Consider the following 23,568-nt stretch of genomic DNA (forward strand, 5'->3'; position numbering starts at 1 on the left):
AAAATGCCGAGAAGTTGGCAGATTGGCTCGATATGCGCGCTGCCGAACGGTCATCGCGCTAGCGGAAGTAGTTCTTCGCGTTCTCATGCACGTCGTCGCGCGCGAGCAGCTCTTCCGGTGCGAGCCATGCATATTGGGAATGCTGGTCGAAGCGGCCCACCGGCACGGTGCTGTCCAGCGTCAAGGCGTAGGCCAGCACGACATAGTGCGTGCCGATGCCGTTCTCGGCGGCGAAGTTGTCGGGATACAGGTGCTCGTACACGCCGCAAAAGCGCGCCGCCGTCCGCTGCACGGCGGCGATGCCGAGCTCGGTTTCGACGATGCGGGTGAACGCGCTGTCCAGACGCTCGTCCTTGAGAATGCGCCCGCCCGGCACGAACCAGCTGCCGCGCGCGGGCCGGTTGCGCCGCCGGCCGACCAGCACGCGGCCATCGGCGTCCTCGACGATCAGGTCGATCGCGACGAGTGGCGCGAGCCGCACGACGTCGAGAAATTCCGTGGGCGACAGCATGGGCGGGCCCGTTCGTGGCAGGGAGAAAAGGTGGCCCGCGGCGCGGACGCGAATCACACGACGCACGCGGTGTACGCGAAAAACGGCGCACGAAGCAGCTTGCGCGTTCATGTGCAGTCTAGGCCGTGCGATATTGCACCGCACTGTCCTGAGCCGCCTAAGTCTCGCTGTCATGGGCCAAGATGTGCGCTGCGATGGGGCATGGCGGCGGTGGGAGCCTATAGTGATGGGGCCTCGGGGCGACGCTGCGAGGGGACGGCGCGAGCCGAAGAGGTCTTACGGCGCGACGTAGCCTGCCGGCGTGATGGCGTTGGCCTTGATGACGGCCGCGTTGCCCGAGACGACATAAACTGGCGATTCTGTCAGGTTGAGCGGCAGCGACCCGTCCTTGTAGGCCGTTTGGGTCTCGTTGCCCATCATGTCGAACACGCTGACCTCGCCCGAGCGGCCGCGAGCGTCCACGGGCAGCGTCCAGCTTGTGGCGCGCGTGGCGTCGAAGCCGGTCTTCGCGCTCCAGTGCGCGTTGTCGTGGCTCCATAGCGCGGTGATGACCTTGCCGTCGGGCCGCGCGAATGCATACGCGTAGACCCCTGGCGGCGTGCCGCGCAGCGGGCCGAGCGTAGCTGTCCCATCGATCAGGCGTGTCATGGCCGCGACCGCGAGCGCGGCCGGCTTCGGGCTGATGTTCGACGACCCATACGCCCCCTGCGGATGGTCGAGTTCGAAGAAGAGACCATAGCCCGGCGTGGTCTCCGGCATGTCCGCGCCATAGAAGACGAATGTGACGTTGGCACCCTCGCCGAGCAGGATCAGATGCGTGCGCGCCACGACCGCGCCCTGTGCGTAGAGCGTTTGCGCATCGGGATAGTGCGGACCGTAGGCGCTGCCGATGTCGTAGCTGATGCCGGTCTCCGTCACGAACAAGGGCGCGCCGGGTTTGAGCAGGTCGCGCATCGTCGCGCGCAGATCGCGCATGGCTTCGGGCAGCCCGGGCGTATTGCCCGGCGCATTGACGAGCCGCTCGGGAGGGTGCGAGGGGCTCGTGCCGAAGTCGTAATAGCCGTGAATGGTCACGCCGTCGAGATAGTGCGTAATGCCTAGTTGTGCGAAATGTTTGAGCCACTTCGTATTGTCGCCCACACCTGAATAGGTGAGTCCCATCACGACCGCGTTGGGATCGGTGGCATGAATGCCCTCCCAGACCGATCGATAGAGATCGACGAAATGGGCGTCGGTATCGCGCCAGGGCAGGCCGCCGTCCGGATCGGGTTCCCACGTGACCTGGTAATAGTTGCGCGACTGGCGCGGAAAAATCTTCGCACGCACGCGTGCCGAGTCGGTACCCACGCGCGTCATATAGTCGTGCAATGCTGCTTCGGAGACGGGCGCGTAGCTGTGCGTGTCCTGGCCGTTCGGGCTCGCCCACGACGGAATGCCGTCCAGCAGGATCAGCCGCATGATGTCGCCGGGGCGAAACCCGCTTGCGAGTTCGGCGGTGGCGGGCTCGAACGTGTTCGGGCCTTTCGGCTCTTCGATGTACCAGTTGCGGTTGTCGTTGGCCCACGCGAGACCGAGATCGGTATAGAGCGGGCGGAAGCCGTCGCCGCCGCAGCAGTGCTGCCCGGGCGCGAGGTAGGCGGTGCCCTGGCCGCCGAAGCGGTGCAGATCCTGGCGTGCGAAAGCCGGCGGCGGCAGGGCGGGCGAAACATCGGGCAGCACGCCGAAGGTGGCAATGCCCACCGGGCGCGTGCCGCGCTGGGGCAGCGTTGCCGCCGGCTGCGAAGCGAGCGAGGCCGAGAACGCGAAATAGCCGGCCTGCGGTATCGTGCAGGTGAGCGACGTGACGTGCGCACCGGCTGTCACCGGGAAGCTGCCGCTCGCTTGCGGGCGGCTCCAGGTATCGGCGATCTGCCATTGCACCTTGTCGTCGGCATGGGTTCGCGTGACGACTTCGATGCGTACGCTGCGGCCATGCGGGAAGAGGCGCGTGCCGTCGCTGCCCGGCGTGTCGGCCGAAATGGGCGAGTCGCCGGCGCCTGCGCCGTCGCGGCTCGCCGCGTTATGGCAGACGGCGTCGTCGGCGGCGTGGCAAGGGGCCGAGGCAAGCAGCGACGCGAGCAGCACGCCGGCCGCGCGCGCAGCGAACGCGAGGCGAGCGCTGCCCCGGGGCTTCGATGCGGAAGCAACGGTGGCGGGCGGAATCATCGGCGCGGTTACGGTTACGAGAGGATGAAAAGGCCAGACTAGTAGTTTTCGGCCTTCGCGTCGCGCCAGGGTCCAGTCTTTTCGCGCAATGCCAGGCAATGCCAGGCCTGCCGGGTGCGTGCGATTCCCCGCGACTCCCCGTGCGCGCGCATGCGGCCATTCTTATAAACGCATGCATACCTTATTTGATTTTGTGCGATGCAAAATTCCTTTAGGAGATTTAATATCTGTATTGCGCGCACCGGAACGGCGCTTAAACCTGCTTTAACGTCTTTTGATCAGACGAATGGGGGCGCCGTTTTCTCCCTTCCCTATCATCCGTTTCTTCTTTCATCCTGAAAAAAATGCACTGATCGAAAGGCAGTCCGGAATTCATCGTATTAAAGCCGAAAATACTGATCGGGCCGTATCGACGGGCAGTTTTGTCTCATCAAAGTAATCGAATGATTTGCGGTTTTCAATCAATTGCTTTTTGGTGCAAACCGTAACGTGCGTGCTTCAAAATGGTCCGCGACCGGACTGAATGCGCCAATGTCTCGGCAGTTTCGGTCAGTCGTCGCTACGCCGGATTTTATACGCATATGATGCACTGCACACGGAATGCTATTACCAGGACTTTTCACTTTGGACGGGGGACGTTTAGGGGAAAAGCATGGCGTACGCAAGTCTGGATTTGCCATCGTTCACTCACCCGCATCTCGTCACCGCGGGCATTAGTCGGGAGATTCGTCATATCGCAATTCTCTTGTTCGACGGTTGTTCGCTGCTTGGGGCAGGAATCGTGGCCGAAGTCTTTCATATGGCCAATGAACTTTCGTCGGACACAGATCGCCGTTTTCCCTATGACGTAAGCATTCTTTCCGCCGATGGCGGCAATGTCACATGCTCGTCATCGGTCAGGGTCTGGACGGACGGACTTGATGCGCGTCACTACGTCGGCTTCGACGCGCTGTTTGTAGCAGGTGGCAAGGGCGCTTTCGCGGCCGCCAACGACGAGCGCCTGATCGCGTGGCTTCGTCATGTGCATGCGAATACCGGCACGATCCGCCCGATCGGCGAAGGACGTTCGCTGCTGGAGGCCGCGAGTCTTTGCGGCCAGCGCGTGCCGCGCGAATTCGGCACTTACGGAATGGCCGGCATGCCCAACGGGCGCGAGGATGCCGTTGGCGACTCCGGCGACCGGCTCGAATCGATGAAAAGTGCGCTGACTCTCGTCAAGCGCGACCTGGGTGTCGATGTGGCGCGCGCGGTGACCGAACGGCTGATGCCCGACTCGGGCGGCAACCTGATGCCGTTTCTGGGCGACGCGCTGGGCAGCGCACCGGCCGACAAGGTGCGGGCTGCCGCGCGCTGGCTGCAGGAAAACTGCCAGCGTGCCATTTCGATCGCGGACGCCGCGCAGGTCGCCGCGATGAGCGAGCGTAATTTTCTGCGCCGTTTCAAACTGGAGATGGGCATTACGCCTTCGGATTACCTCCTGCACGCGCGCCTCGCGATTACGTGCAGTCTGCTGGCCGATTCGGAATTGCCAGTGGACAAGATCGCGCGCCGCACCGGCATGGGCAATGGCGACCGCCTTGCCAAGATCTTCCGCAAGCGCATGATGATTTCACCCACCGAGTATCGCGAGCAAAGCCGGCGCGAAGCCGGCGCCTGAGGGCGCCGCTTCGCAGGACCTGGGGGTCGTGTATCGAAAGACAGGCGATCTGTCGCGATATGAAGGAGTGCTAACATGATTGAAAAATCTGCGTTACCGCCACAAGATCCGCTCCCGCGTGCGGCGGAACAGGAAGGGGCCAAGGCGTCGGCCTGCACGCGTATCGTGCCGGTCGTGCTGGCGGGCGGGTCCGGTACGCGGCTGTGGCCGATGTCCCGCGAGCATTTCCCCAAACAGCTAATTGGCGTGGTGGGTTCCGACACGCTGCTGCAGGCCACGGTCCGGCGGCTCGACGGGTTTGCCCCCGAGTGGCAGGTAGCGGGTGCGCCTGTCGTCGTATGCGGAGAGGAGCACCGCTTCGTCATTGCCGAGCAGTTGCGTGCGAGCGGCGTGGAAGCCCGGCTCGTGGTCGAGCCGGCGCGGCGCGATACGGCGCCGGCCCTCACGCTTGCCGCGGCGCATGCCTGCGCCAACGGCGACGATGCGATCCTCGTCGTGATGCCTTCCGACCACGCCATTGCGGATATCGACGCCTTGCAGCGTGCGCTCGAATGCGCGGCCCGCCACGCGCAGCGCGGTGCGATCGTCACGCTGGGCGTGCCGCCGCGCTCGCCCGAGACGGGCTTCGGCTACATCCGTGTCGGCGAGCCGCTTGGCGACGGTGCGCATCGCATCGGCGGATTCGTCGAAAAGCCCGCCCTCGAACTTGCCACCCAATATATCGCGCAGGGCGGCTACTGGTGGAACAGCGGCATCTTCGTGATGCGCGCGAGCGTGTGGCTCGACGCGCTGCGCACGTTGCAGCCCGACATGCACGCGGCCTGCCTTGCTGCGTTCGTGGACGGCGAGCAGGACGGCGCCGTGTTCCGGCCAGCCGCGGCGGCATTCAAGGGTTCGCCCGCGGACTCGATCGACTACGCGGTGATGGAGCGGCTCTCGGGCAGCAGCGGCTGGACGTCCGAAGGCGTGGTCGTCGCGCTCGATGCAGGATGGTCCGACCTCGGTTCGTGGGACGCCGTCTGGGCCGCGATGGAAAAAGACGAAGCCGGCAACGTGGGGCGCGGGCGCGTGCTGTTCGAAGGCGCCGTGGCCTGCTATGCGCACTCGGACGGTCGCCTCGTGGCGTGCGTGGGCACCTCGAATCTGGTGGTCGTCGAAACCGCCGACGCGGTACTCGTGGCGGATCGCTCGAAAGTGCAGGACGTGAAGGGGCTGGTGGCGCGCATCAAGGCACAGCATGCGCCCGAGGCCGAATCGCACCGCAAGGTGCAGCGTCCCTGGGGCTTCTACGATTCGATCGACCAGGGCGAGCGTTTTCAGGTCAAGCGCATTGTCGTGACGCCGGGCGCCCGGCTCTCGCTGCAACTGCATCACCATCGCGCCGAGCACTGGACGGTCGTGCGCGGCACCGCGCTCGTCACACGTGGTGAGGAATCCTTTCTGTTGACCGAGAACGAATCGACCTATATTCCGCTCGGTGTGCGCCACAGGCTGGAAAATCCGGGCAAGGTTCCGCTCGAGATCATCGAGGTGCAATCGGGGGCGTACCTGGGCGAGGACGATATCGTTCGTTTCGACGACACGTACGGCCGCTGCAACTGAGCAGCCGAAAAGAACGGCCTGAAGCGGGCGGCAGGGTGACAGTCATGCGCGAACTACAAAATCTGATAGCGAGGGTGCTGGACGTGTCCGCCGTAATGCTCGGCGCGAGCGTCGCGTCGGAGATCCGCTTCGACGACATCGCACCGCACGGGATCGACGAGGCGTTCGTCCTGCTCGCCGCCGCGTTTGCGCTCGTCATTTTTCCGGCGTTCGAGCTCTATCAGTCGTGGCGCGGCCGCTCCAAGGTGCTGCTGGCAAGCCAGGTATCGCTCGCATGGCTCGTGGTGCAGGGCTGCGCGCTGATCGCCATGTACTCGACCATGCATCACGTGGATCTGGTTTCCCGCCTCTGGTTCGCCTACTGGACCGCCATTGCCGGCGGCCTCCTCATCGCCTGGCGCATCGGCGCGCACGGCGTGCTCGCACACGTACGGCGCGCCGGTCACAACCTGCATCAGGTCGCCATTGCCGGCTCGTCCACGCAGTGCGACGAAATCGTGCGCCGCATCGACGCGGACCCGGGCGCGGGCTTTCGTGCGAGCGTGCTCTACAGCACGAAGCCGGACATGTTGCCGGCCAGCGCCGCCCGCACCGCGACCCGCGAAACCATCGAAGGCTTTGCGCAATACATCCGCGACTACGACGTGCACGAACTCTGGCTGGCCTTGTCGCTCGCCGACGAACGCACGGTGGCGCGGCTCGTGACCGAATTCCGCAACGACCTCGTGAACATCCGTTTCATTCCCGACGTGCGCTCGCTCGCGCTCTTCGACACCAGCAGCGTGATCGAATTGTTAGGTGTGCCGGCGATCAATCTCGTCGCCTCGCCGTTGACGGCCAGCGCCCAGTTCAAGAAGGCGGTATTCGACCGTGTCTTCGCGAGCGCCGCGCTCGTGAGCCTCGTGCCGATCCTGTTCGCGATTTCGATTGCGGTGAAGCTGTCCTCGCCGGGGCCGGTGCTCTTCAAGCAGCGCCGCAAGGGCGCGGACGGCCGCGTGTTCACCATCTACAAGTTCCGCACGATGCGCCTGCATGCCGAAGCGCCGGGCAAAGTCAGCCAGGCCACGCGCGGCGATCCGCGCGTGACCCGCGTCGGCGCCTTTCTGCGCCGCACGAGCCTCGACGAACTACCGCAGTTCTACAACGTGCTGCGCGGCGACATGTCGGTGGTCGGGCCGCGTCCGCACGCGCTCGAACACGACGATCTCTACCAGCGCGTGGTGACGGGCTACATCCACCGCTACCGCATCAAGCCCGGCATTACCGGCTGGGCGCAGATCAACGGCTTTCGCGGCGAGACCGACCGCCTCGAAAAGATGGAGTTGCGCGTCGCGCACGACCTGTATTACCTCGGCCACTGGTCGTTCTGGCTCGACATGCGCATCATCGCGGCCACCATCGCCCACGGTCTCGTCAGTCCCAACGCCTACTGAGCGTGCGCACGGCATCGTCCGGGCGCGAAGCAGTGGACCCGCCGCTCGCGGGCGCGGGTTTAGGCCGCTACATGAGGCGACATGAGCCGCTTCACCAGCTTGAGGGAGAGCGAAGATGGCGATCAACTATGACAGCGGCTACGCCATGGCGGGCGCCGACGAACGGTTTCTGGGCGAGTATCTGCAGACGCTGGTCGCGAACTGGCGCACGATCGCTTACGTGACGCTCGCGTTCGCGCTGCTCGGCACCACCTATGCATTCCTTGCCCCGAAGACTTATCGTGCCGACGTGCTGTTCCATGTCATGGAGAAGTCCGACACGAGCAAGAAGGACAACAGCCTGCCGCCGCTCACCGGCATGTTCGACACGAAGACCTCGGCCAACGGCGAGATCGAGATGCTCAAGTCCCGTCTCGTCACCGAGGAAACCGTGCGCCGCCTGCATCTCGACATCGCGGCGCATCCGCGCGAGATGCCGCTCGTCGGCGGCCTGATGGCGGGGCTCGTGAACGGCAACTGGGGGGTGAAGCTGCCGTCCTTCCTCACGCCAGCCGGTTATGCGTGGAGCGGCGGCGAGATCGCGGTATCGCGCTTCGATACGCCGGAGGCGCTTTACGAGCGCGCGTTCACGCTGGTCTCGGGCGCCGACGGCTCATACGTGCTGCGCGATCCGGACGGCATTGCGATTCTGCAGGGCCGCGTGGGCGAGGACGTGACGGCGAACACCGCGGATGGACCGATCGCGCTGCACGTGGACCGCCTGAGCGGCGCGCCCGGCACGCCGTTCGCGCTCACGCGCGCGTCCACGCTCACGACCGTCGAGCGGCTGCAGCGCTCGCTCGACGTCTCCGAAGTGGGGCTGCAGTCCGACGTGATACTCGCGAGCCTCGAAGGCCACGACAGCAAGCTCACCGCGGAGATCCTGAACAACATGGCGCGCGAGTTCATCGCGCAGGACGTGGAAAGCCGTTCGGCGGAAGCCGAGCACATGCTGGCCTTCCTCGACGACCAGTTGCCGCAGGCCCGCGCGCAACTCGACGCGGCCGAGCAGCGCTACAACAAGTTCCGCAACGAGCACGGCACGGTCGATCTGGGCGAAGAAAGCCGCTTGCTGCTTCAACAGGTGGTGGACAACAAGACGCGGCTCGAAGATCTGCAACAGCAGCGCGCCGAGCTCTCGCAGCGCTTCACCGAACACCACCCCGCAGTGGCCGCGCTCGACGCGCAGATCGCGAACCTGCAGGGCGAGCAGGCCACGCTCACGCGCAACGTCGCCTCGCTGCCCGATACCGAGCAGACCGCGGTGCGCCTGCTGCGCGATGTGCACGTGGACACGGAGCTGTACACGAGCCTTCTGAACAGCGCGCAGCAACTGCGTGTCGCGAAGGCGGGGCAGGTGGGCGACGTGCGCATTGTCGATTACGCCCAGGCGCCCGACGACCCGGTGCGCCCGAAGCGCCTGCTCGTGATCGCGCTGTCCATCGGCGCCGGGCTGGTGGTGGGCATCATCGCCGCGATCGTGCGCAAGTCGCTGTATGGCGGCGTGGAGCGTCCCGACGAGCTCGAAGCCGCGCTCGGCGTGCCGGTTTTCGCCGTGGTGCCGCGCAGCCCGCAGCAGTTGCGCCTGCAACATCATGTTTCGGCGCGCCGGCGCGGGTTGCACGTGCTTGCGCAGCAGGCGCCGCAGGACGTGGCGGTGGAGGGCGTGCGCAGCCTGCGCACCTCGCTGCAACTCTCGCTGAGCGAAGCGAGCAACAACATCGTGATGCTCACCGGCTCGCGGCCCGACATCGGCAAATCGTTTCTCTCGGTCAATCTCTCGGCGCTCGTCGCTTCGGTGAACAAGCGCGTGCTGATTGTCGATGGCGACATGCGGCGCGGCGACGTGCATTCGCACTTCGGCATTCCGCATCAGCCGGGGCTCTCGGACGTGCTGCTGGGCGCCGACCTGAATTCGGCGATCCAGCGCGACGTGCTGCCGGGTCTCGACGTGCTCGCGAAGGGTACGCTGCACTCGCATCCCTCCGAACTCCTGATGAGTTCGCGCTTCGAGGCGCTGCTCGAAGAGCTAAAGGCGAAATACGACGTCGTGATCGTCGATACGCCGCCGGTGCTCGCGGTGACCGATTCGACCGTGATCGGACGCTATGCGGGCACGACGCTGCTTGCGATCCGCCATGGCCGCCACCCGCTCTCGGAGCTCGAGGAAACGGTGAAGCGCCTGCGCATCGGCGGCGTGAACCTGCGCGGCGTGCTGCTTACCGATGTGCCGAAGACCGGCGCGTTCATCGGCGGCGGCTATCGCGGCGGTTACTACGGATACGAAAGCATTGCAGGGTAGTACGAGGACGTGCCGTCCGCCTCGGGCCGAAACGCGACAACACAAGGCCAACACAAGGCCAACGCAAGGCCAACACCGGGCGGACGGCGACACCGCCGAATCCATTTCGCTACGCGCGAGGAGAGAACGATGGCTCGTAAGGTTGCTTTGATTACCGGCATCACCGGGCAGGACGGTTCGTATCTGGCGGAACTGCTATTGGAAAAGGGCTACGAGGTGCACGGCATCAAGCGGCGTTCCTCGCTTTTCAACACCGACCGGATCGATCACCTCTATCGCGACGTGCACGACCCGGAACCGGGCATCCAGTTGCACCACGGCGAACTCACCGATTCGACGGCGCTTCTGCGCGTGATCCAGCGCGTGGCGCCCGACGAGATCTACAACCTCGCCGCGCAAAGCCACGTGGCGGTTTCGTTCGAAGAGCCCGAGTACACCGCGAACGCGGACGGCCTCGGCACGCTGCGGATTCTGGAGGCGATCCGCATTCTGGACCTCGCGAAGAAGACGCGCTTCTACCAGGCCTCCACCTCCGAACTCTACGGGCTCGTGCAGGAGGTCCCGCAGCGCGAGACCACGCCGTTCTATCCGCGCAGCCCCTATGCCGTTGCGAAGCTGTTCGCGTACTGGACCACGGTCAACTACCGCGAGGCGTACGGCATGTACGCGTGCAACGGGATTCTCTTCAACCACGAGTCGCCGCAGCGCGGCGAGACCTTCGTCACGCGCAAGATCACGCGCGCGATTGCGCGCATTGCGGTGGGGCTGCAGAAGGATTTGTACCTCGGCAATCTCTCCGCGCTGCGCGACTGGGGCCATGCGCGCGATTACGTCGATATGCAGTGGCGCATGCTCCAGCAGGACGCACCCGAAGACTACGTGATCGCCACCGGCGTGCAGTACAGCGTGCGCGACTTCGTGCGCGTGGCGGCGGCCGAGCTAGGCGTAACCGTGCGCTTCGAAGGCAGCGGCCTCGACGAGGTGGGCATCGTGGAGCAGGTGGAAGGGCGCGAGACGCGCCTCGAACCCGGCAACGTGATCGTGCGCGTCGATCCGCGCTACTTCCGGCCGACCGAGGTCGAGACCTTGCTCGGCGACGCTTCGAAGGCGCAGCAGAAACTCGGCTGGAAGCCGGCAACCTCGTTTCACACGCTCGTGAGGGAAATGGTGCGGGCGGACTATCAGATTGCCCGTCGCGACGCGTTGGTCACGCTGGCCGGTTTCAAGGCCCTCGAACATCACGAGTGAAGAACATGGATACGAATTCCCGCATCTTTGTTGCCGGCCACCGCGGCATGGTGGGCTCGTCGCTCGTGCGCGCGCTTCAGGCGCACGGCTACTGGAACCTCGTGACGCGAACGCACGTGGAGCTCGATCTGACCGACCAGCACGCCGTGGACGACTTCTTCGGGCACGAGAAGATCGACGCCGTGCTGCTCGCGGCGGCGCGCGTAGGCGGCATCATGGCGAACGCGACGCAGCCCGCGCAATTCGCTTACGACAACCTCGCGATCGAAACCAACGTGATTCGTGCCGCGTATCGCGCAGGTGTTGCGCGGCTCGTCTTCTTCGGCTCGTCGTGTATTTATCCGCGCGAGTGTCCGCAGCCGATCCGCGAATCCTACTTGCTCACGGCGCCGCTGGAGCCGACCAACGAAGCCTATGCGATCGCGAAGATCGCGGGCCTGAAGCTGTGCGAGGCGTACAACAAGCAGTACGGCACGCATTTCGTCTCGCTGATGCCGACCAATCTCTACGGTCCCAACGACAACTACGACCTCGCGAGCGGCCATGTGTTGCCCGCGCTGCTTCGCAAGGCCCACGAGGCGCGCGTGAGCGGTGCGCGCACGCTCACGGTCTGGGGCTCGGGCCGGCCGCGCCGCGAGTTCATGCATGTGGACGACCTCGCCGATGCGACGCTCTTCCTGCTCGAACACGAGGTGGACGACGGCGTCTACAACGTGGGCGTGGGCGAGGACCTGTCGATCCGCGAACTGGCCGAGCGCGTGTGCGAGGTCGTGGGCTTCGGCGGCGAACTGGTGTTCGATTCGAGCAAGCCCGACGGCACGCCGCGCAAGCTGCTCGACGTCTCGCGCCTGGGCGGGTTGGGCTGGCACGCGCATGTGGGCCTCGGCGAGGGGCTCGCGCGCACCTACGACGATTTTCTCCACTCGTCGCATGCGGTGCCGGCCCGCGAGGCGGCCGTGAGAGCGTGAAGCCTGCGCAACCGGGCGCTCGATGGCTCGCGGGTTCAAGGTGCCCACAGGGCAAGCGGTTTGTTGGCGGCGGGCGTCGGGAGAGGACCGGCTGGACGGCGCTCGCTTTTTTTCTGCCGGCGCGGCCGGCTTGCAGCCATGCGTACGACGGGCGACGACGCAGGGCAACGCAAGCCGGCCAGGCCTTCCGTGCGGCAATTCGACAAGAGTCCAGCGATGAGAATCCTGATCTACGGATTGAACTACGCGCCGGAGGTGGCGGGCGTCGGCAAGTACACGTCCGAAATGGCGGAGCTGCTCGCAGCGCGGGGACATGAGGTGCGCATGGTTTGCGCGCCCCCGTACTACCCGCAGTGGCGCGTGCAGGAGGGCTACCGGGCCTGGCAGTATCGGCGCGAAAACTGGCGCGGTGTGCCGGTTTCGCGCGCGCCGCTGTGGGTGCCCGCGCGGCCGCGCGGGCTCACGCGGATCGTGCATCTGGCGAGTTTCGCGCTTTCTTCGCTGCCGCTGCTCGTTCGGGAAGCCTTCTGGCGGCCGCAGGTGGTGATGCTGATCGTGCCCACGCTCCTGTGCGCACCGGGCGCGCTGGCGCTCGCGCGTGCGACGGGCGCCAAAGCGTGGCTGCATATTCAGGACTTCGAAGTGGATGCCGCGTTTGGCCTCGGCCTGCTGCAAGGCGGCGGCGCGTCGCGTGGCGCGCGCGTGGCGAACGGCACGGAACGCCTGCTCCTGCGCCGCTTCGATGTGGTCTCCTCGATCTCGCCGCGCATGGTGGAGCGGGCGATCGACAAGGGCGTCGATGCGTCGCGCACGGCTTGTTTGCCGAACTGGGTCGATACGAAGGCCATCTATCCCCTGCGGGTGCCCAGTGCGTACCGCCGGCGGCTCGGCATTGCGCCGGGTAACACCGTCGTGCTGTACTCCGGGAGCATGGGCGCGAAGCAGGGCATCGAGATTCTCGCGGATGCGGCGGCGGCATTGGCAGGGCGGCCCGATATCAGCTTCGTGTTCTGCGGCGACGGCGCCGCGAAACACGAACTCCTCGCGCGCTGCGCGTCGCTTGCGAACTGCCACGTGCTCCCGCTGCAACCCGCCGAAGAATTGAACGAACTCCTCAACGTTGCCGACATCCACGTACTGCCGCAACGCAACGATGCAGCGGACCTGGTGATGCCGTCGAAGCTGACCGGCATGCTCGCGAGCGGCCGCGCGGTGGTCGCCATGGCGCGGCCCGGCACGAGCCTCAGCGATGTCGTGGCCGAAACCGGGATCGTGGTGCCGCCCGAGGACCGCGATGCGCTCGCGGCCGCCATCGTCGAACTGGCCGCCGATCCGGAGCGGCGCGCGGCGCTGGGCGCCGCCGCGCGCCGCTATGCGCAGCAGCGGCTTTCGCCGGAGGCGATCTTTGCTGCGTTCGATGCGAGGCTGGCCATGCTCGCGGGCACCGCAGCCGAAGCCCACGCCGCGGCGCAGGCGCTGCAAAGCGCGGCCGAGGGCACCGCAGCACCGGATCGCGCCAGCACGAGCCAATCGCGATTGCGCGAGGCGGAGCAGTCGGACGTGTGAGGGCTTGCGAGGACGGCGTTCAGGCCGGACCGGCGCACCTACCAGGGCGAACGGTACAACTGCGCAGCAGCCGAGTGTTGCGGCCCGGTGTACGGGTTGCCATAAACGGGCGCGGTAGGTGAGGTTGCACTCGCGCCGTAGTCGTAGGCGGCTTTCGTACTGTCGCTGTCCGATTGCGCGTTCTTGACTGCCGCTGCGTGTCCCAGGCTGCGGCGTATGCCGTTCGTGGCGGTTCCAGCGGCGCTGCTTCCCATGCTCCCCGCCGCACTCCCGGCGCGCGTGCGGGTTCCCGACGCACCGCTCGCCGCATAAAAATCGGACGGACTGATGATGCGCATGCGCGTTTCCTTCGTCAGTGCGTCTTCCTGCGCGGCTGGCGAGGCGCCGTCGCTGCTGTACGCGCCGCCGCCATACGGATTGTCCTGCTCTGAAGGACCGCCGAGCATGCGGTCCTCGTCGGACTGCACGCGGTGTGTCGTCGGGGCGCCCGTGCCGTTCTGTTCGTCCTGATCGGTGCCGCCCCGGTCGTCCGAAGACGCGGACGAGGTGGGCGGCGCATCTTGCTGTGCATGCGCGGCAAGCGGCCATATGCAGCACGTGACCTGCAGCGCAGCGGCGAGCGCATACGGCGCCGCGCTGCGTGCCATGCACGGCAGCCTGGCGGGCCGGGGCTCAGTAGCGGTCATGGACATGATTCGAAACCTGGCATGCGATGCTTCTTCGATGCGCATTCGACGTTCATTCGACGTTCGCTCGCAACATTGCGCCGCGAATCCTCGCGCAGCGATGCCTTCATGGTGCGCACACGGCGCCGCCTGGCCGCGCCAAAACACCGGCCGTGTCGGCCATCCGTGCGAAGCGCCGGGGGGCGCGCCGGATAATCGAGTCGGATGGCACCGTTACCCGCAGTCGTGTCGCCGCGCCTGCGGGACAAGAACGTGCAAGGGAGCGCTCATGTCGGAAGCAGTCGAAAGCATCGGCGGCCCAGGCGTTGCCGGGCTGGCTGGCAGGGAAAGGGAACGCGAGAGGGAAGGCGAGGCGGCGCCCCAGGCGCCCGCCGCGGGCGCGCGCGCATCGGCGCTCCCGCCCGCCTGTGCGGACATCCCCGTGATCGACCTGAGCCGGGCCGGCAAGGGCAACTACGCGGCGCGCCGCGGAAAGCTCGTACAGGCGCTCTGGTACGTGGTGGAGGTCTGTGTACTCGACAACCGGCTGCTGCCCTTCTCGGGGCTGCGCGTGGCCTTGCTGAGGCTCTTTGGCGCGAAGGTGGGCAGCGGCTGCCGCCTCGTGCATCCCATGCGCGTGAAGGCGCCCTGGAACCTCGAACTCGGCGAGCGCTGCTGGATCGGCGTGGATGTCTGGATCTACAACCAGGCGCCCATCCGGATCGGCTCGAACGTGTGTCTTTCGCAAGGCGCGTTTCTGAGCGCCGGCTCGCACGACATGCGCACGAACATGGATCTGCGCGTCGCCCCCATCGTGATCGAGGACGGCGCGTGGGTCTCGTCGAAATGCGTCGTGCAGATGGGCGTGACGATCGGGCGCTCGGCCGTCGTCACGCCGCTTTCGGTCGTGCATCGCTCGCTCGAAGCGGGCGGCGTGTATGGCGGCAATCCCTGCCGCTTCATCCGCTGGCGCTTCGAGACGCACCAATCGTGAATAGTCCTAATAACCGTAGCTGACCACGCGGCCCGCTTCGGCGGCCTCCGTGCCCGGCAGGATCAGGCTCACGACCCGGCTCCACTTGACCAGCGCCGAAGCATCCACGAACACCACGTCGCTCGGCTTCAGTTCGAACTCGTCGGCCGTGGCCATGGCTTCCGGCGACGATGCGTTCAGATGGAACACCGTGCGGTGGCCTTCCGCCTGCCCGCGCACGACGTAGACCTGCGAAGCGTCGCCCGACCCCTGGCTGATGCCGCCCGCCGAGCCGAGCGCCTCGTTCAGCGTGAGACGCCCGTTGTTGAGCACGACGCTGCCCGGGTGTCCCACTTCGCCCAGCACGTACACCTTGCTGTCGTTTTGCGAATAGACGCGCACCAGGTCGCCGTTTTGCAAAATGATGTTGTCCGGGTTCACGCCTTTCTTGATCATGTCCGGAATGTTTACGAACACCGTCTGCTTGCCGCGCGTGATGCTCACCCGCGAACGGTCGCCCGCCGCCGTGAAGCCGCCCGCGCGGTTGATCGCTTCGGGCAGCGACATCGTCATGTCGTTGAGCACGAGGAGGCCGGGCGTGCGCACTTCGCCGTCCAGATACACCCGGCGGCTGCGGTAGGCTTCGATCCTGAGCGTCACCTGCGGGTTGTGCAGGTAGTAGCCGAGCTTGTCCGCCACGAGGTCGCGCGCCTGCAGTTCGGTCAGGCCGGCCACGTGGATCGGCCCGACGTAAGCCACCTGGATCACGCCCGCCGAATCGACCGTATAGCCCGAGATCACCTGGCTCGTGCTCTGGTCCTGCTGGCCGGCCATCGGGGTCGTGGTGGGCAGGTTCATTTCGGGGTGGTCCCACACGACGATGCTCAGCACGTCGCCGGGCCCGAGCGTATAGGGCGACGGCTCGCCGAAGAGCTTCTCGACGTCGGTCGGCACCGAGGTGGGCCGCGCCGCCTGCTCCTTCGCGATCAGGCTGTTGTCGATCTCGACGAGCGCGCCGGCGGGCGGCTGGTCGTCCGTTGCCACGGTGCCCGGGGCATGGGCCTTGTCGCTCGCGGCCTTCGCCTCCGACACGCTGGGCGGCGTATACGCCATGCCCGGCGCCATCCCGCAGCCCGCGAGCAGCGCCGTCATGGCCACCACGACCACCGCGGCCGCCATCGCCGCCGTTGCCGCGGTGACGGCACCCGCGCGGCGTGCCCTTGCTGCGCTCGAACCAACAGATACGCTGTGTAACATGGCCTTGCCCCTTCAGTTTCAGGTCGGCTGTGCCGGATCGCTCCGGTTGCTTCGGTTTTCCTCAGTTATCCTCAATTGCGCACCGACGCCGTGTGCTCCGGCTGCTCCGACGCAGGCTCGATGCGCATTGCCAGTCCCGCACGGGAACGCGCCCCCGGCGCGGCCGATGCCGAAGCTTGCGCGGCACCTGCCGGCTGCTCGTGCAGCAAGGCGGTGAGCGCTCTCACCATGCCGTCCATCGCAAAGCGCGCCTCGAAGGTTTTGCGCGCCTGGGTGCGCATGGCGTCGCGCGCGGTCTCGTCGAGCGCCCGCCACGTGGCGAGCAGGCGCTGCGTGCCCGCCACCGTATCCGGTGCGACGATGCCCGCGCCGTCCGATTCGATCTCGCGCCACACGTTCACCTTGTCCGAGACCAGCACGGGCAGCCCGCACGCCAGCGCTTCGGCCACCGAAACGCCGAAGTTCTCCTGATGCGAGGGCAGCACGAACACGTCGCTCGCGTAGAACGCGCCCCACTTGAGATTGCCTTGCAGCATGCCCGGCCAGCTGATGCGGTGCGCGATGCCGTGCGACTGCGCAACGGCCTGCAAGGCGCTCTGCCAGTTGCCCTGGTCGGGGCCGGCCATCAGCAGATGGGCGTCGGGCGTTTCGCGCGCATGTTCGGCAAAGGCGCGCACCAGCATGTCGCAGCCTTTCTTCGGATGAAGGCGCCCGAGAAAGAGCACGATGCGCTTGTTCTGCAGATGCGGCGAGGCGCGCAGGAACGCTGCGCGCAGCATCTCGGGCTCGTCGCGCGGCGCGTTGGTGCCGAACGGCACGACGCGTTCGTTCGCGCGGTAGAGCCAGAACGATTCGCGCGCGAGCAGGCGTTCCTCGTCGGTCGTGAAGATCACGGCGGCCGCGTCGCGCAGCACACGGTATTCGGCCCACGGCCAGTAGGCCCACTTCTTCAGATGCTTGAGCGGATAGGTGAGGCGGAACCACGGGTCGAGCATGCCGTGCGCGTACACGTAGTAGGGCACGTCCATCTTGCGCAGGGCGCACCACGCGCCATAGCCGTGGTACTGCCATAGCCCGTGGACGATCACCGCGTCGAAGCGCACCGCGTGCGCGCGCAGCCACGGCACGTAGTCGGGGCAATAGCCGTAGTGGCCGTGCGCGGGGCCCAGCACGTGCAGCGGCAGCGGGAAATCGCGCACGTAGGGGACGTCGATGGGGTCGAGCGTTGCCACTTCGATCTGATGGCCCGATGCCGCCATGGCGAGGCCGCTCTGGCGCACGCCTTCGATCGGGCCGCCCGAGCGCGGATCGACGGTCGAAACGAGGTGCAGGATCTTCATCGGGGCTCCGGGGTCGCGTACGTGTTGAGCGGCGCCGCTGCGGGCGCCGGTGGCCGGAAGGTCGGCTCGATGGGGGGCCGCACGAAGGGTTCGCGCAGAATGGGTTCGAGGGGTTCGCGCCGGCGTGCGAGGTCCAGCCGGTAGTGCAGCCGCGCATACAGCGACACCACGAGGCCGAGCGCGATCCCGTAGACGAGGCCCGAGAAGCGCGGCCCGAGCGGGTTGCCGCCGATCGAGGCGCCCGGCAGGGCGGCGAGCACGAGGAGCGCCATGCTGAGCGGCATCAGCAGCGGCTCGCGCGGAGCGATGCGGTGCCAGCGCCGGAACGCGGTGCCGCCCCACACGAGCGCGACGATCACCGCGAGCGGCATGCAGGCCCCGAACACGAGGCCTTCGGCGTAGAACTGGTACACCCAGAAGTTATGGCCGGCCACCCAGTCGCTGATCGCGAAGTAATCCTCCTTGCTGAAGGTTTCCTGCACATAGGGGTAGTAGATCGGCGAGTAGCGGTACTCGTGGCCATAGCCCTTGCCGAACAGCAGCGACTCCGCCGAGGCGCTCACCTGGTCGTACTGATCGCGGATTTCGGCGATCCGCGTGACGGTGGTCGGATCGCGGTCGGAGTCGCTGTTTTGCGCGGCGTCGATGCGCTGCGTCCAGTGGTTGGTGATGGACGGAAAGAGCCAGGCAGTGCCGGCGCCGAGCGCGGCGACGCACAGCAGCGCCGCGGTGACGCGCGTGATCGCGCGCAGCATGTGGCGCAGCGAAGGCGCCGCGAGCCACGCGGCGAAGAGCGCGAGCAGCACGGTGGCGAGCAGGAGGCTGCGCGTGACGCTCAGCAGTTCGACCACGAGCGTGCCGATGAACACCGCCACCATCGCCGGGGAAAAGCGCCGCGCGACGATGAACTGATGCAGCAGCATGCCTTGCAGTGCGAGCATGGTGGGCGAGACGATCCGAAAGCGGATGTCCGAGAGCGGACCGCCCACGGCCATCAGGCCGAAGAAGAAGGTGAACACGAGCCCGATCACGTTCGCGTAGTACAGCGCGCGCTCGATCTGCCCGAGACGATACGGGTGCCACGGACGGCACATGGCCGCATAGCCGAGCCCGAACAGCAGAAACGGCAGCAGCACGCGCAGATAGTTGCCGAAGGGATTGTGCTGCAGCACCTGCGCGACCAGGCTGCCGCAGATGCTCAGCACGATTGCGCCCGTCACGAACGTGCGCAGGCGCGACGCGCGCGTGAAGCGCGGGCCGATCATCGCGAGGACGACGGCGCCTGCCAGTGCCGGAAAGACGACTGCCCATTGCGCGCCGTGACCGAACTGGGCGTCGGGCGCCTTGTAGTCGAATGCGAGCGGCACGAAGCACATCCAGATCCACAGGACGGTAGTTTTGTTTCGCATCGGCAGTTCTCCCGGTGCGGTGCGTCGGTTCGCACGCAGCAACGCGCCGCATGCGAAGGTTCGATTCACTATAAAACGCGGGAAGCCGGGGGCGGGCAGCGGTGGCGCGAAGCACCTGGGTTGTGGCGGCAAAAGGCATAAGGAGACGCTGCGGGGCCCGTCTCGCCGTGCGTCCGGACGCTGGCGGGAGCGGCCTTTGCGGGCTGTCCGAGAACGCTGGCAAGTTGGCGTGCGCAGACAGGCGGCGATGAGCATGATGAGGACGGCATCGGTATGATCTGCCGCCGGCTAAAAGCGAGGTGGGCGTCATGAACTTATTGCACGGCGCGCGATCGACGGCGCGTGGGCGGTCCGTCGAGCTCGACTTCGTGCGGGGCATTGCGATCCTCGCGGTGATGGGCTTTCACTTTCATACGGTGAATACGGGCCATGCCTGGGTGTCCTTCATCGAGTACCCGCTTAAGAGCTTCGGCCATGAGGGCGTCAATCTTTTCTTTACGTTAAGCGGTTTTCTCGTGGGCGGCCTGCTGCTGCGCCAGTACGCGCAAACGGGCCAGATTGCCGCGCGGCGCTTCATCGTGCGGCGGATCTTCAAGATCTGGCCCGCGTACTACGTGCTGATCCTCTTTCACGTGATCGCGGGGCGCCATCCGCGCGACACGTTTCTCTGGCAAAACCTCACGCACCTGCAGAACTACTTCGGCACCTCCATTACGCAGACATGGAGCCTGGCCGTTGAAGAGCATTTCTATCTGTTTTTGCCCGCGTTCCTGATCCTGCTCGCACATTTCCGGCTGCGCGCGAATGCGCTGATCGGCGTGATGGCCGTGATCTGCGCGCTCGTGCTCGGCGCGCGTTGCGCCGCCGTGGTGAGCGGCAATCTGGAAGCCGCGTTCGCTTTCACGCAGTACCGCATCGACAGCCTGCTGATCGGCGTCATGCTCGCCACCCTCTACTGGATGAAGCCCGAAGTCTGGCGCAGCCTCGCCGCGAAGCGCAACTGGCTGATCGGCGCCGTGGCGCTGCTCATGGCCTGGCTCGCGCTCGCGACGCGCGACGTCGCGCTCGACGAGAGCATCGGCTTCACGCTCCAGGCCATCGGTTTTTGCGCACTGATCGTGCTCGTGGTCGAGCACTCGGGAGATTTGCGAACGTCGTGGGCGTATCGCGGGATTGCGTGGCTCGGGCTGTACTCGTATGGCATCTACCTCTGGCATTCGCTCGCGCTCGCGCCCGGCGACTATCTGATCCACAAGGCGAGTGCGCTCGGCGTGCCGCCGCTACTCGCGTGGCCCGTCGTGCTGGGCGCGCAGTACGTCATTGCCGTGGTGCTGGGTTACGCCACCACGCGCGCGATCGAGTTCCCGTTCCTGCGTTTGCGCGATGCCGTGTTTCCGGATCGCCGCGCGCCGGTTATCGTGCCGCCGGCACCCGACGACGACGTTCCTGCTGTCGATGGCAAGGTGGCTTGAGTCGGTATTCGTTCGGAACGGATTTATTAAGCTATGCCTGGTATCGCCTGGTTTTCATAGAGCACTGGATAGTACGAGGCGTGGCAACGTTCAATCGAGCGTTGCCTGCAACGTGCGCTTGAACTGGTCAAGCGTGTTGCGCGCGAGCAGATGGTCGACCGGGAGCGAAAGCGGCGCTGCGCCGCTGCGCCAGCGTTCGCACAGGATGTCGATCGCGCGCGCGATCGAGTCCGGCTCCAGGTCGTCGATCAGCGGGCCGAGCGCGCCGTCGCGGCAAAACCAGCCGATCAGGCCGCCCGCGATTGCGATCACCGGCTTGCCGAAGCGGTACGCCTGCACGAGCACGCCGCTCATGCCGTAGTGATGCCGGTAGCCAAGCCAGACGGCGTCGCAGGCGGAGAAGAGATCGCGCTCCATGTCCTCGGGCACGAACCGGTCGAAGATCACCGGCGCGGGCGAGAGGTGCGGCGCGTGCGCGGCGATGAAGGTGCGCGTCTCTTCGTCCTGTTCGCCCGCAATCACGAGGCACGGTGCATCGCCCTTGCGCATGAGCACCTGCATCAGTTCGCGTATGCCCTTGCGTTCGCTGATCGCGCCGTAGACGAGCAGATAGCGCGTGCGCGCGGCGAGCCCCAGCCGTCTGCGTGCGACCTGGGTATCGGCCGCGGGCGTCTGCGGAAACGGATCGGCAACGTAGGCGAGCGGCGCGGCGCGCGTGGGGTGGGTGCCTGCGAACCAGTCGGGCAGCGTGGGATCGATGGTGAAGAGCGTGCGCAGTCCGCGCGCGCGCATGCCGAGCCTGAAGAGCATCGACTTCACCGGATCGACGAGCGGGCGGCGCGGCGTGCGCAGGCCGATGCCCGCATGATGGAACGTCATGCCCATGACGATGGCGATCCAGGGCGTCTTGCCGAACGGCGAGCCGAGGCCCGCGAGCGTATAGAAGAAGTAGTCCGCGTAAGGCGCCACGACGAGCCGCACGTTCATGGTGCGGTTGAGTTCGGCAAGCGCGCGTGCATAGAAGTTGTGAAAGCGCGCATGGACGCTCAGGTCGCGCAGCAAGCCGCGCGGGACCGTGTGCAGGTCGGTGAGCACCAATGCGAGGTCGGGCCGCGCTTCGCGCGTGACGCGCTGGGCGAGCGGATGAGCCGCGTATTCCGTGTCCGTGACGATGACACAACGATGCCCGGCCTCGATGCAGGCCTGGGCGATCCAGTCGACGTAGCGCCAGCGGTGGCCGGTGAAGTTCGGCTCGATGATGGCGATCCAGCCTTCGCTCGCCGCAGGTTCGGCGCGCGGCGCCGCGGGCGCTTCGGCGAGGCTCGCCGGCGCCTCGCCGGGAAGCGCGGCAGAGTCCGGGGAGTCGGCGGACGCGGGGGCGGTGCGGCGGTATCCGGGGATCGACGCAGTTTCCATGGCGGCAACGAGGCGTTGGGCGTTGCGACCAACATAGCAGTGCGGCACGTGCGATGCGCGCCAATTTGCGCTTTGGGCTGGCTGAAAATGCCTGGAGCAGAAGTCTCCCGGCCCGGATCGCCGCCGTGACCGAATCCGCCTGGCAGATGGCGCTTCGTGACATGCCGGCCGCGGTAACGTGATCCTCGACTCCGACCGCTGCGTTTCCGGCGACGGCGATCCAACCACGGGAGGCCCCGATTGCGCGCGATGCGGCTGCCGGCATGGTCGGTGAAAGCGGGCTTCGGCCCGGGCGCGGCGACCTGGGTGTTGCTGCAGCAGGTCGTCGTGCGCGGTCTAGTGGCCGTCAAATTTCTGCTGATCGGCCGCATCCTCGGACCTTCGGCAATCGGGCTCGCGAGCGTCGCGCTGCTCGCCGTCACGATAGCCGAAGCGCTCTCCGACACGGGGCTCGCACAGGCCGTGATCCAGGGGCCCGCGCCGCCCACCCGCGACCAGTTCGGCGCGGTATGGACCACGCTCGCCACGCGCGGCCTTCTGATCGCGCTCCTGCTCGTCGCGTGCGCGCCGCTCATGAATGCGCAGTTCCATCTGGGCGGGGCGCTCGGGCTCGTGCAGCTCGCGGCGCTGCTGCCGCTCTTGCGTGGGCTGGCCTCGCCGGCCTACTTCATCGCGCAGCGCGAGCGCCGCTTTCAGCACGTTGCGGGTATCGAGATTTCGTCGGCCTGCGTGGATTGCGGCGTCGGTGTCGGGCTCGCGCTGGCCGGCGCGGGGCCCTATGCGCTCCTGCTGGGCATGATGACGGGCGAAGCCTTCAAGGGCATGCTCACGTGGACGACGCTTTCGCCGCGTCCGCCCGTGCGGCTCTCGTGGGCCGGCATTGGCCACTACATCGGTTTTAGCCGCTGGATCTGGGCGAGCAGCGTGATCATTCTCGTCTCCAACCAGTTCGACAAGGTCGTAGTCGGCAAGCTGCTCGGGCCCACGCAACTGGGCGCCTGGCAGATGTCGTCGAAGCTCGCGCAGATGCTGCTCGCCGATGCGGCCATCGCCATGTCGCAGTATCTCTTTCCCACCTTCGCCGCGCACCATCGCGGCGGCCCGCAGACGGCCGCGCGCCTCTTCCGGATCTATCTGGGCGTGGCGGCGCTGGGCCTTGCCGCCGTGGTCGTCGTGCTGCGCTTCGCCGCCGAGCCGCTCTTTCTTTTCGTGCTCGGCGCCGCGTGGCTGCCGGCCGTGCCGCTCTTTCGCATCTTCGTCATCAACATGGCGGTGGCCGCGCTGAACACGGTGCTGGCTTCGTATCTGCGCGCGGTAGGCGATGCGCGTGCCGTCACGGTGGCTTCGCTGATCCAGGTGGTCGTACTGCTCGCGGCCGTGCCGCTCGCGATGCATCGCTGGGGTGTGATGGGCATTGCGTGGGCGATGACGCTCGGGCTTGTTTCGGGCGCCGCGTGGATGCTCTATCGCGTGTGGAAGCAGCGCTGAACGCGGGACCGCGCGAC

The 23,568-nt window shown here is 66.5% G+C and carries 17 protein-coding genes; 10 read left to right on the forward strand and 7 right to left on the reverse strand.

The annotated features are described in order from the left end of the window. Positions 1 to 58 precede the first annotated feature (58 nt). Both BFE01S_RS17095 and BFE01S_RS39010 read right to left on the reverse strand, forming a co-directional pair. Positions 59 to 511: a GDP-mannose mannosyl hydrolase gene (locus BFE01S_RS17095; RefSeq protein ID WP_028226566.1), complete on the reverse strand. Its 453-nt coding sequence runs from the start codon at positions 509 to 511 to the stop codon at positions 59 to 61. Positions 512 to 787: 276 nt separating this feature from the next. Then, positions 788 to 2,716: a hypothetical protein gene (locus tag BFE01S_RS39010; RefSeq protein WP_052420914.1), complete on the reverse strand. Its 1,929-nt coding sequence runs from the start codon at positions 2,714 to 2,716 to the stop codon at positions 788 to 790. Positions 2,717 to 3,368: 652 nt separating this feature from the next. Here BFE01S_RS39010 and BFE01S_RS17105 point away from each other — a divergent pair. The 7 genes from BFE01S_RS17105 to BFE01S_RS17135 all read left to right on the forward strand — a co-directional run bounded on the left by BFE01S_RS17105 (position 3,369) and on the right by BFE01S_RS17135 (position 13,531). Then, positions 3,369 to 4,373 carry a GlxA family transcriptional regulator gene (locus BFE01S_RS17105; protein WP_028226567.1) on the forward strand — a complete coding sequence of 335 codons (1,005 nt, stop codon included), beginning with the start codon at positions 3,369 to 3,371 and terminating at the stop codon, positions 4,371 to 4,373. A 75-nt stretch (positions 4,374 to 4,448) separates the two neighbouring features. Next, positions 4,449 to 5,975 carry a mannose-1-phosphate guanylyltransferase/mannose-6-phosphate isomerase gene (locus BFE01S_RS17110; protein ID WP_028226568.1) on the forward strand — a complete coding sequence of 509 codons (1,527 nt, stop codon included), beginning with the start codon at positions 4,449 to 4,451 and terminating at the stop codon, positions 5,973 to 5,975. A 44-nt stretch (positions 5,976 to 6,019) separates the two neighbouring features. Beyond that, on the forward strand, positions 6,020 to 7,408 hold the full coding sequence (locus BFE01S_RS17115) for an undecaprenyl-phosphate glucose phosphotransferase (RefSeq protein WP_028226569.1): 1,389 nt from the start codon (positions 6,020 to 6,022) through the stop codon (positions 7,406 to 7,408). A 115-nt stretch (positions 7,409 to 7,523) separates the two neighbouring features. After that, positions 7,524 to 9,749, forward strand: coding sequence for a polysaccharide biosynthesis tyrosine autokinase (locus tag BFE01S_RS17120; protein WP_028226570.1), 2,226 nt, complete (start codon positions 7,524 to 7,526; stop codon positions 9,747 to 9,749). A gap of 129 nt (positions 9,750 to 9,878) precedes the next feature. Continuing rightward, entirely contained in the window at positions 9,879 to 10,997 is a 1,119-nt protein-coding gene (gene gmd, locus BFE01S_RS17125) for a GDP-mannose 4,6-dehydratase (protein ID WP_028226571.1), read from the forward strand. Positions 10,998 to 11,002: 5 nt separating this feature from the next. After that, the gene (locus tag BFE01S_RS17130) at positions 11,003 to 11,965 is read left to right on the forward strand and encodes a GDP-L-fucose synthase family protein (RefSeq protein ID WP_028226572.1); all 963 of its coding nucleotides are present in this window, start codon (positions 11,003 to 11,005) and stop codon (positions 11,963 to 11,965) included. Between the two features lie 216 nt (positions 11,966 to 12,181). Next, on the forward strand, positions 12,182 to 13,531 hold the full coding sequence (locus BFE01S_RS17135) for a glycosyltransferase WbuB (RefSeq protein ID WP_028226573.1): 1,350 nt from the start codon (positions 12,182 to 12,184) through the stop codon (positions 13,529 to 13,531). Positions 13,532 to 13,569: 38 nt separating this feature from the next. On the opposite strand, the gene BFE01S_RS17140 is transcribed toward BFE01S_RS17135, so the two are convergent. Beyond that, complete coding sequence (locus tag BFE01S_RS17140) at positions 13,570 to 14,178, reverse strand: hypothetical protein (RefSeq protein WP_028226574.1); 609 nt, start codon at positions 14,176 to 14,178, stop codon at positions 13,570 to 13,572. 307 nt (positions 14,179 to 14,485) lie between these two features. Here BFE01S_RS17140 and BFE01S_RS39015 point away from each other — a divergent pair, with 307 nt between their 5' ends. Then, positions 14,486 to 15,190, forward strand: coding sequence for an LbetaH domain-containing protein (locus BFE01S_RS39015; RefSeq protein ID WP_245621125.1), 705 nt, complete (start codon positions 14,486 to 14,488; stop codon positions 15,188 to 15,190). A 6-nt stretch (positions 15,191 to 15,196) separates the two neighbouring features. Here BFE01S_RS39015 and BFE01S_RS17150 read toward each other — a convergent pair whose 3' ends face one another. The 3 genes from BFE01S_RS17150 to BFE01S_RS39025 all read right to left on the reverse strand — a co-directional run bounded on the left by BFE01S_RS17150 (position 15,197) and on the right by BFE01S_RS39025 (position 19,175). Continuing rightward, on the reverse strand, positions 15,197 to 16,426 hold the full coding sequence (locus BFE01S_RS17150) for a polysaccharide biosynthesis/export family protein (protein WP_042337851.1): 1,230 nt from the start codon (positions 16,424 to 16,426) through the stop codon (positions 15,197 to 15,199). 71 nt (positions 16,427 to 16,497) lie between these two features. Continuing rightward, positions 16,498 to 17,766 carry a glycosyltransferase gene (locus BFE01S_RS39020; protein WP_174464458.1) on the reverse strand — a complete coding sequence of 423 codons (1,269 nt, stop codon included), beginning with the start codon at positions 17,764 to 17,766 and terminating at the stop codon, positions 16,498 to 16,500. After that, positions 17,763 to 19,175 carry a hypothetical protein gene (locus BFE01S_RS39025; protein WP_042337852.1) on the reverse strand — a complete coding sequence of 471 codons (1,413 nt, stop codon included), beginning with the start codon at positions 19,173 to 19,175 and terminating at the stop codon, positions 17,763 to 17,765. Before BFE01S_RS39025 ends, BFE01S_RS39020 begins: the two co-directional genes overlap by 4 nt. A gap of 308 nt (positions 19,176 to 19,483) precedes the next feature. On the opposite strand from BFE01S_RS39025, the gene BFE01S_RS17165 reads away from it, so the two are divergent. Beyond that, on the forward strand, positions 19,484 to 20,647 hold the full coding sequence (locus BFE01S_RS17165; protein WP_028226576.1) for an acyltransferase family protein: 1,164 nt from the start codon (positions 19,484 to 19,486) through the stop codon (positions 20,645 to 20,647). A 90-nt stretch (positions 20,648 to 20,737) separates the two neighbouring features. Here the strand turns inward: BFE01S_RS17165 and BFE01S_RS17170 are convergent, their stop codons facing one another. Further along, a complete protein-coding gene (locus tag BFE01S_RS17170) occupies positions 20,738 to 22,063 on the reverse strand; it encodes a glycosyltransferase (RefSeq protein WP_084169992.1) in 1,326 nt (441 codons plus the stop codon). 240 nt (positions 22,064 to 22,303) lie between these two features. On the opposite strand from BFE01S_RS17170, the gene BFE01S_RS17175 reads away from it, so the two are divergent. After that, positions 22,304 to 23,551, forward strand: a complete 1,248-nt coding sequence (locus BFE01S_RS17175) for an oligosaccharide flippase family protein (RefSeq protein WP_028226578.1) — start codon at positions 22,304 to 22,306, stop codon at positions 23,549 to 23,551. Positions 23,552 to 23,568 lie beyond the last annotated feature (17 nt).

Source organism: Paraburkholderia ferrariae NBRC 106233, from assembly GCF_000685035.1.
Classification (GTDB): domain Bacteria; phylum Pseudomonadota; class Gammaproteobacteria; order Burkholderiales; family Burkholderiaceae; genus Paraburkholderia; species Paraburkholderia ferrariae.

What these genes read in the sequence shown, in the direction of transcription:
- BFE01S_RS17095 (WP_028226566.1), bottom strand. Translation starts at nt 511, where the DNA reads ATGCTGTCGCCCACGGAATTTCTCGACGTCGTGCGGCTCGCGCCACTC.
- BFE01S_RS39010 (WP_052420914.1), bottom strand. Translation starts at nt 2,716, where the DNA reads ATGATTCCGCCCGCCACCGTTGCTTCCGCATCGAAGCCCCGGGGCAGC.
- BFE01S_RS17105 (WP_028226567.1), top strand. Translation starts at nt 3,369, where the DNA reads ATGGCGTACGCAAGTCTGGATTTGCCATCGTTCACTCACCCGCATCTC.
- BFE01S_RS17110 (WP_028226568.1), top strand. Translation starts at nt 4,449, where the DNA reads ATGATTGAAAAATCTGCGTTACCGCCACAAGATCCGCTCCCGCGTGCG.
- BFE01S_RS17115 (WP_028226569.1), top strand. Translation starts at nt 6,020, where the DNA reads ATGCGCGAACTACAAAATCTGATAGCGAGGGTGCTGGACGTGTCCGCC.
- BFE01S_RS17120 (WP_028226570.1), top strand. Translation starts at nt 7,524, where the DNA reads ATGGCGATCAACTATGACAGCGGCTACGCCATGGCGGGCGCCGACGAA.
- gmd (WP_028226571.1), top strand. Translation starts at nt 9,879, where the DNA reads ATGGCTCGTAAGGTTGCTTTGATTACCGGCATCACCGGGCAGGACGGT.
- BFE01S_RS17130 (WP_028226572.1), top strand. Translation starts at nt 11,003, where the DNA reads ATGGATACGAATTCCCGCATCTTTGTTGCCGGCCACCGCGGCATGGTG.
- BFE01S_RS17135 (WP_028226573.1), top strand. Translation starts at nt 12,182, where the DNA reads ATGAGAATCCTGATCTACGGATTGAACTACGCGCCGGAGGTGGCGGGC.
- BFE01S_RS17140 (WP_028226574.1), bottom strand. Translation starts at nt 14,178, where the DNA reads ATGGCACGCAGCGCGGCGCCGTATGCGCTCGCCGCTGCGCTGCAGGTC.
- BFE01S_RS39015 (WP_245621125.1), top strand. Translation starts at nt 14,486, where the DNA reads ATGTCGGAAGCAGTCGAAAGCATCGGCGGCCCAGGCGTTGCCGGGCTG.
- BFE01S_RS17150 (WP_042337851.1), bottom strand. Translation starts at nt 16,426, where the DNA reads ATGTTACACAGCGTATCTGTTGGTTCGAGCGCAGCAAGGGCACGCCGC.
- BFE01S_RS39020 (WP_174464458.1), bottom strand. Translation starts at nt 17,766, where the DNA reads ATGAAGATCCTGCACCTCGTTTCGACCGTCGATCCGCGCTCGGGCGGC.
- BFE01S_RS39025 (WP_042337852.1), bottom strand. Translation starts at nt 19,175, where the DNA reads ATGCGAAACAAAACTACCGTCCTGTGGATCTGGATGTGCTTCGTGCCG.
- BFE01S_RS17165 (WP_028226576.1), top strand. Translation starts at nt 19,484, where the DNA reads ATGAACTTATTGCACGGCGCGCGATCGACGGCGCGTGGGCGGTCCGTC.
- BFE01S_RS17170 (WP_084169992.1), bottom strand. Translation starts at nt 22,063, where the DNA reads ATGGAAACTGCGTCGATCCCCGGATACCGCCGCACCGCCCCCGCGTCC.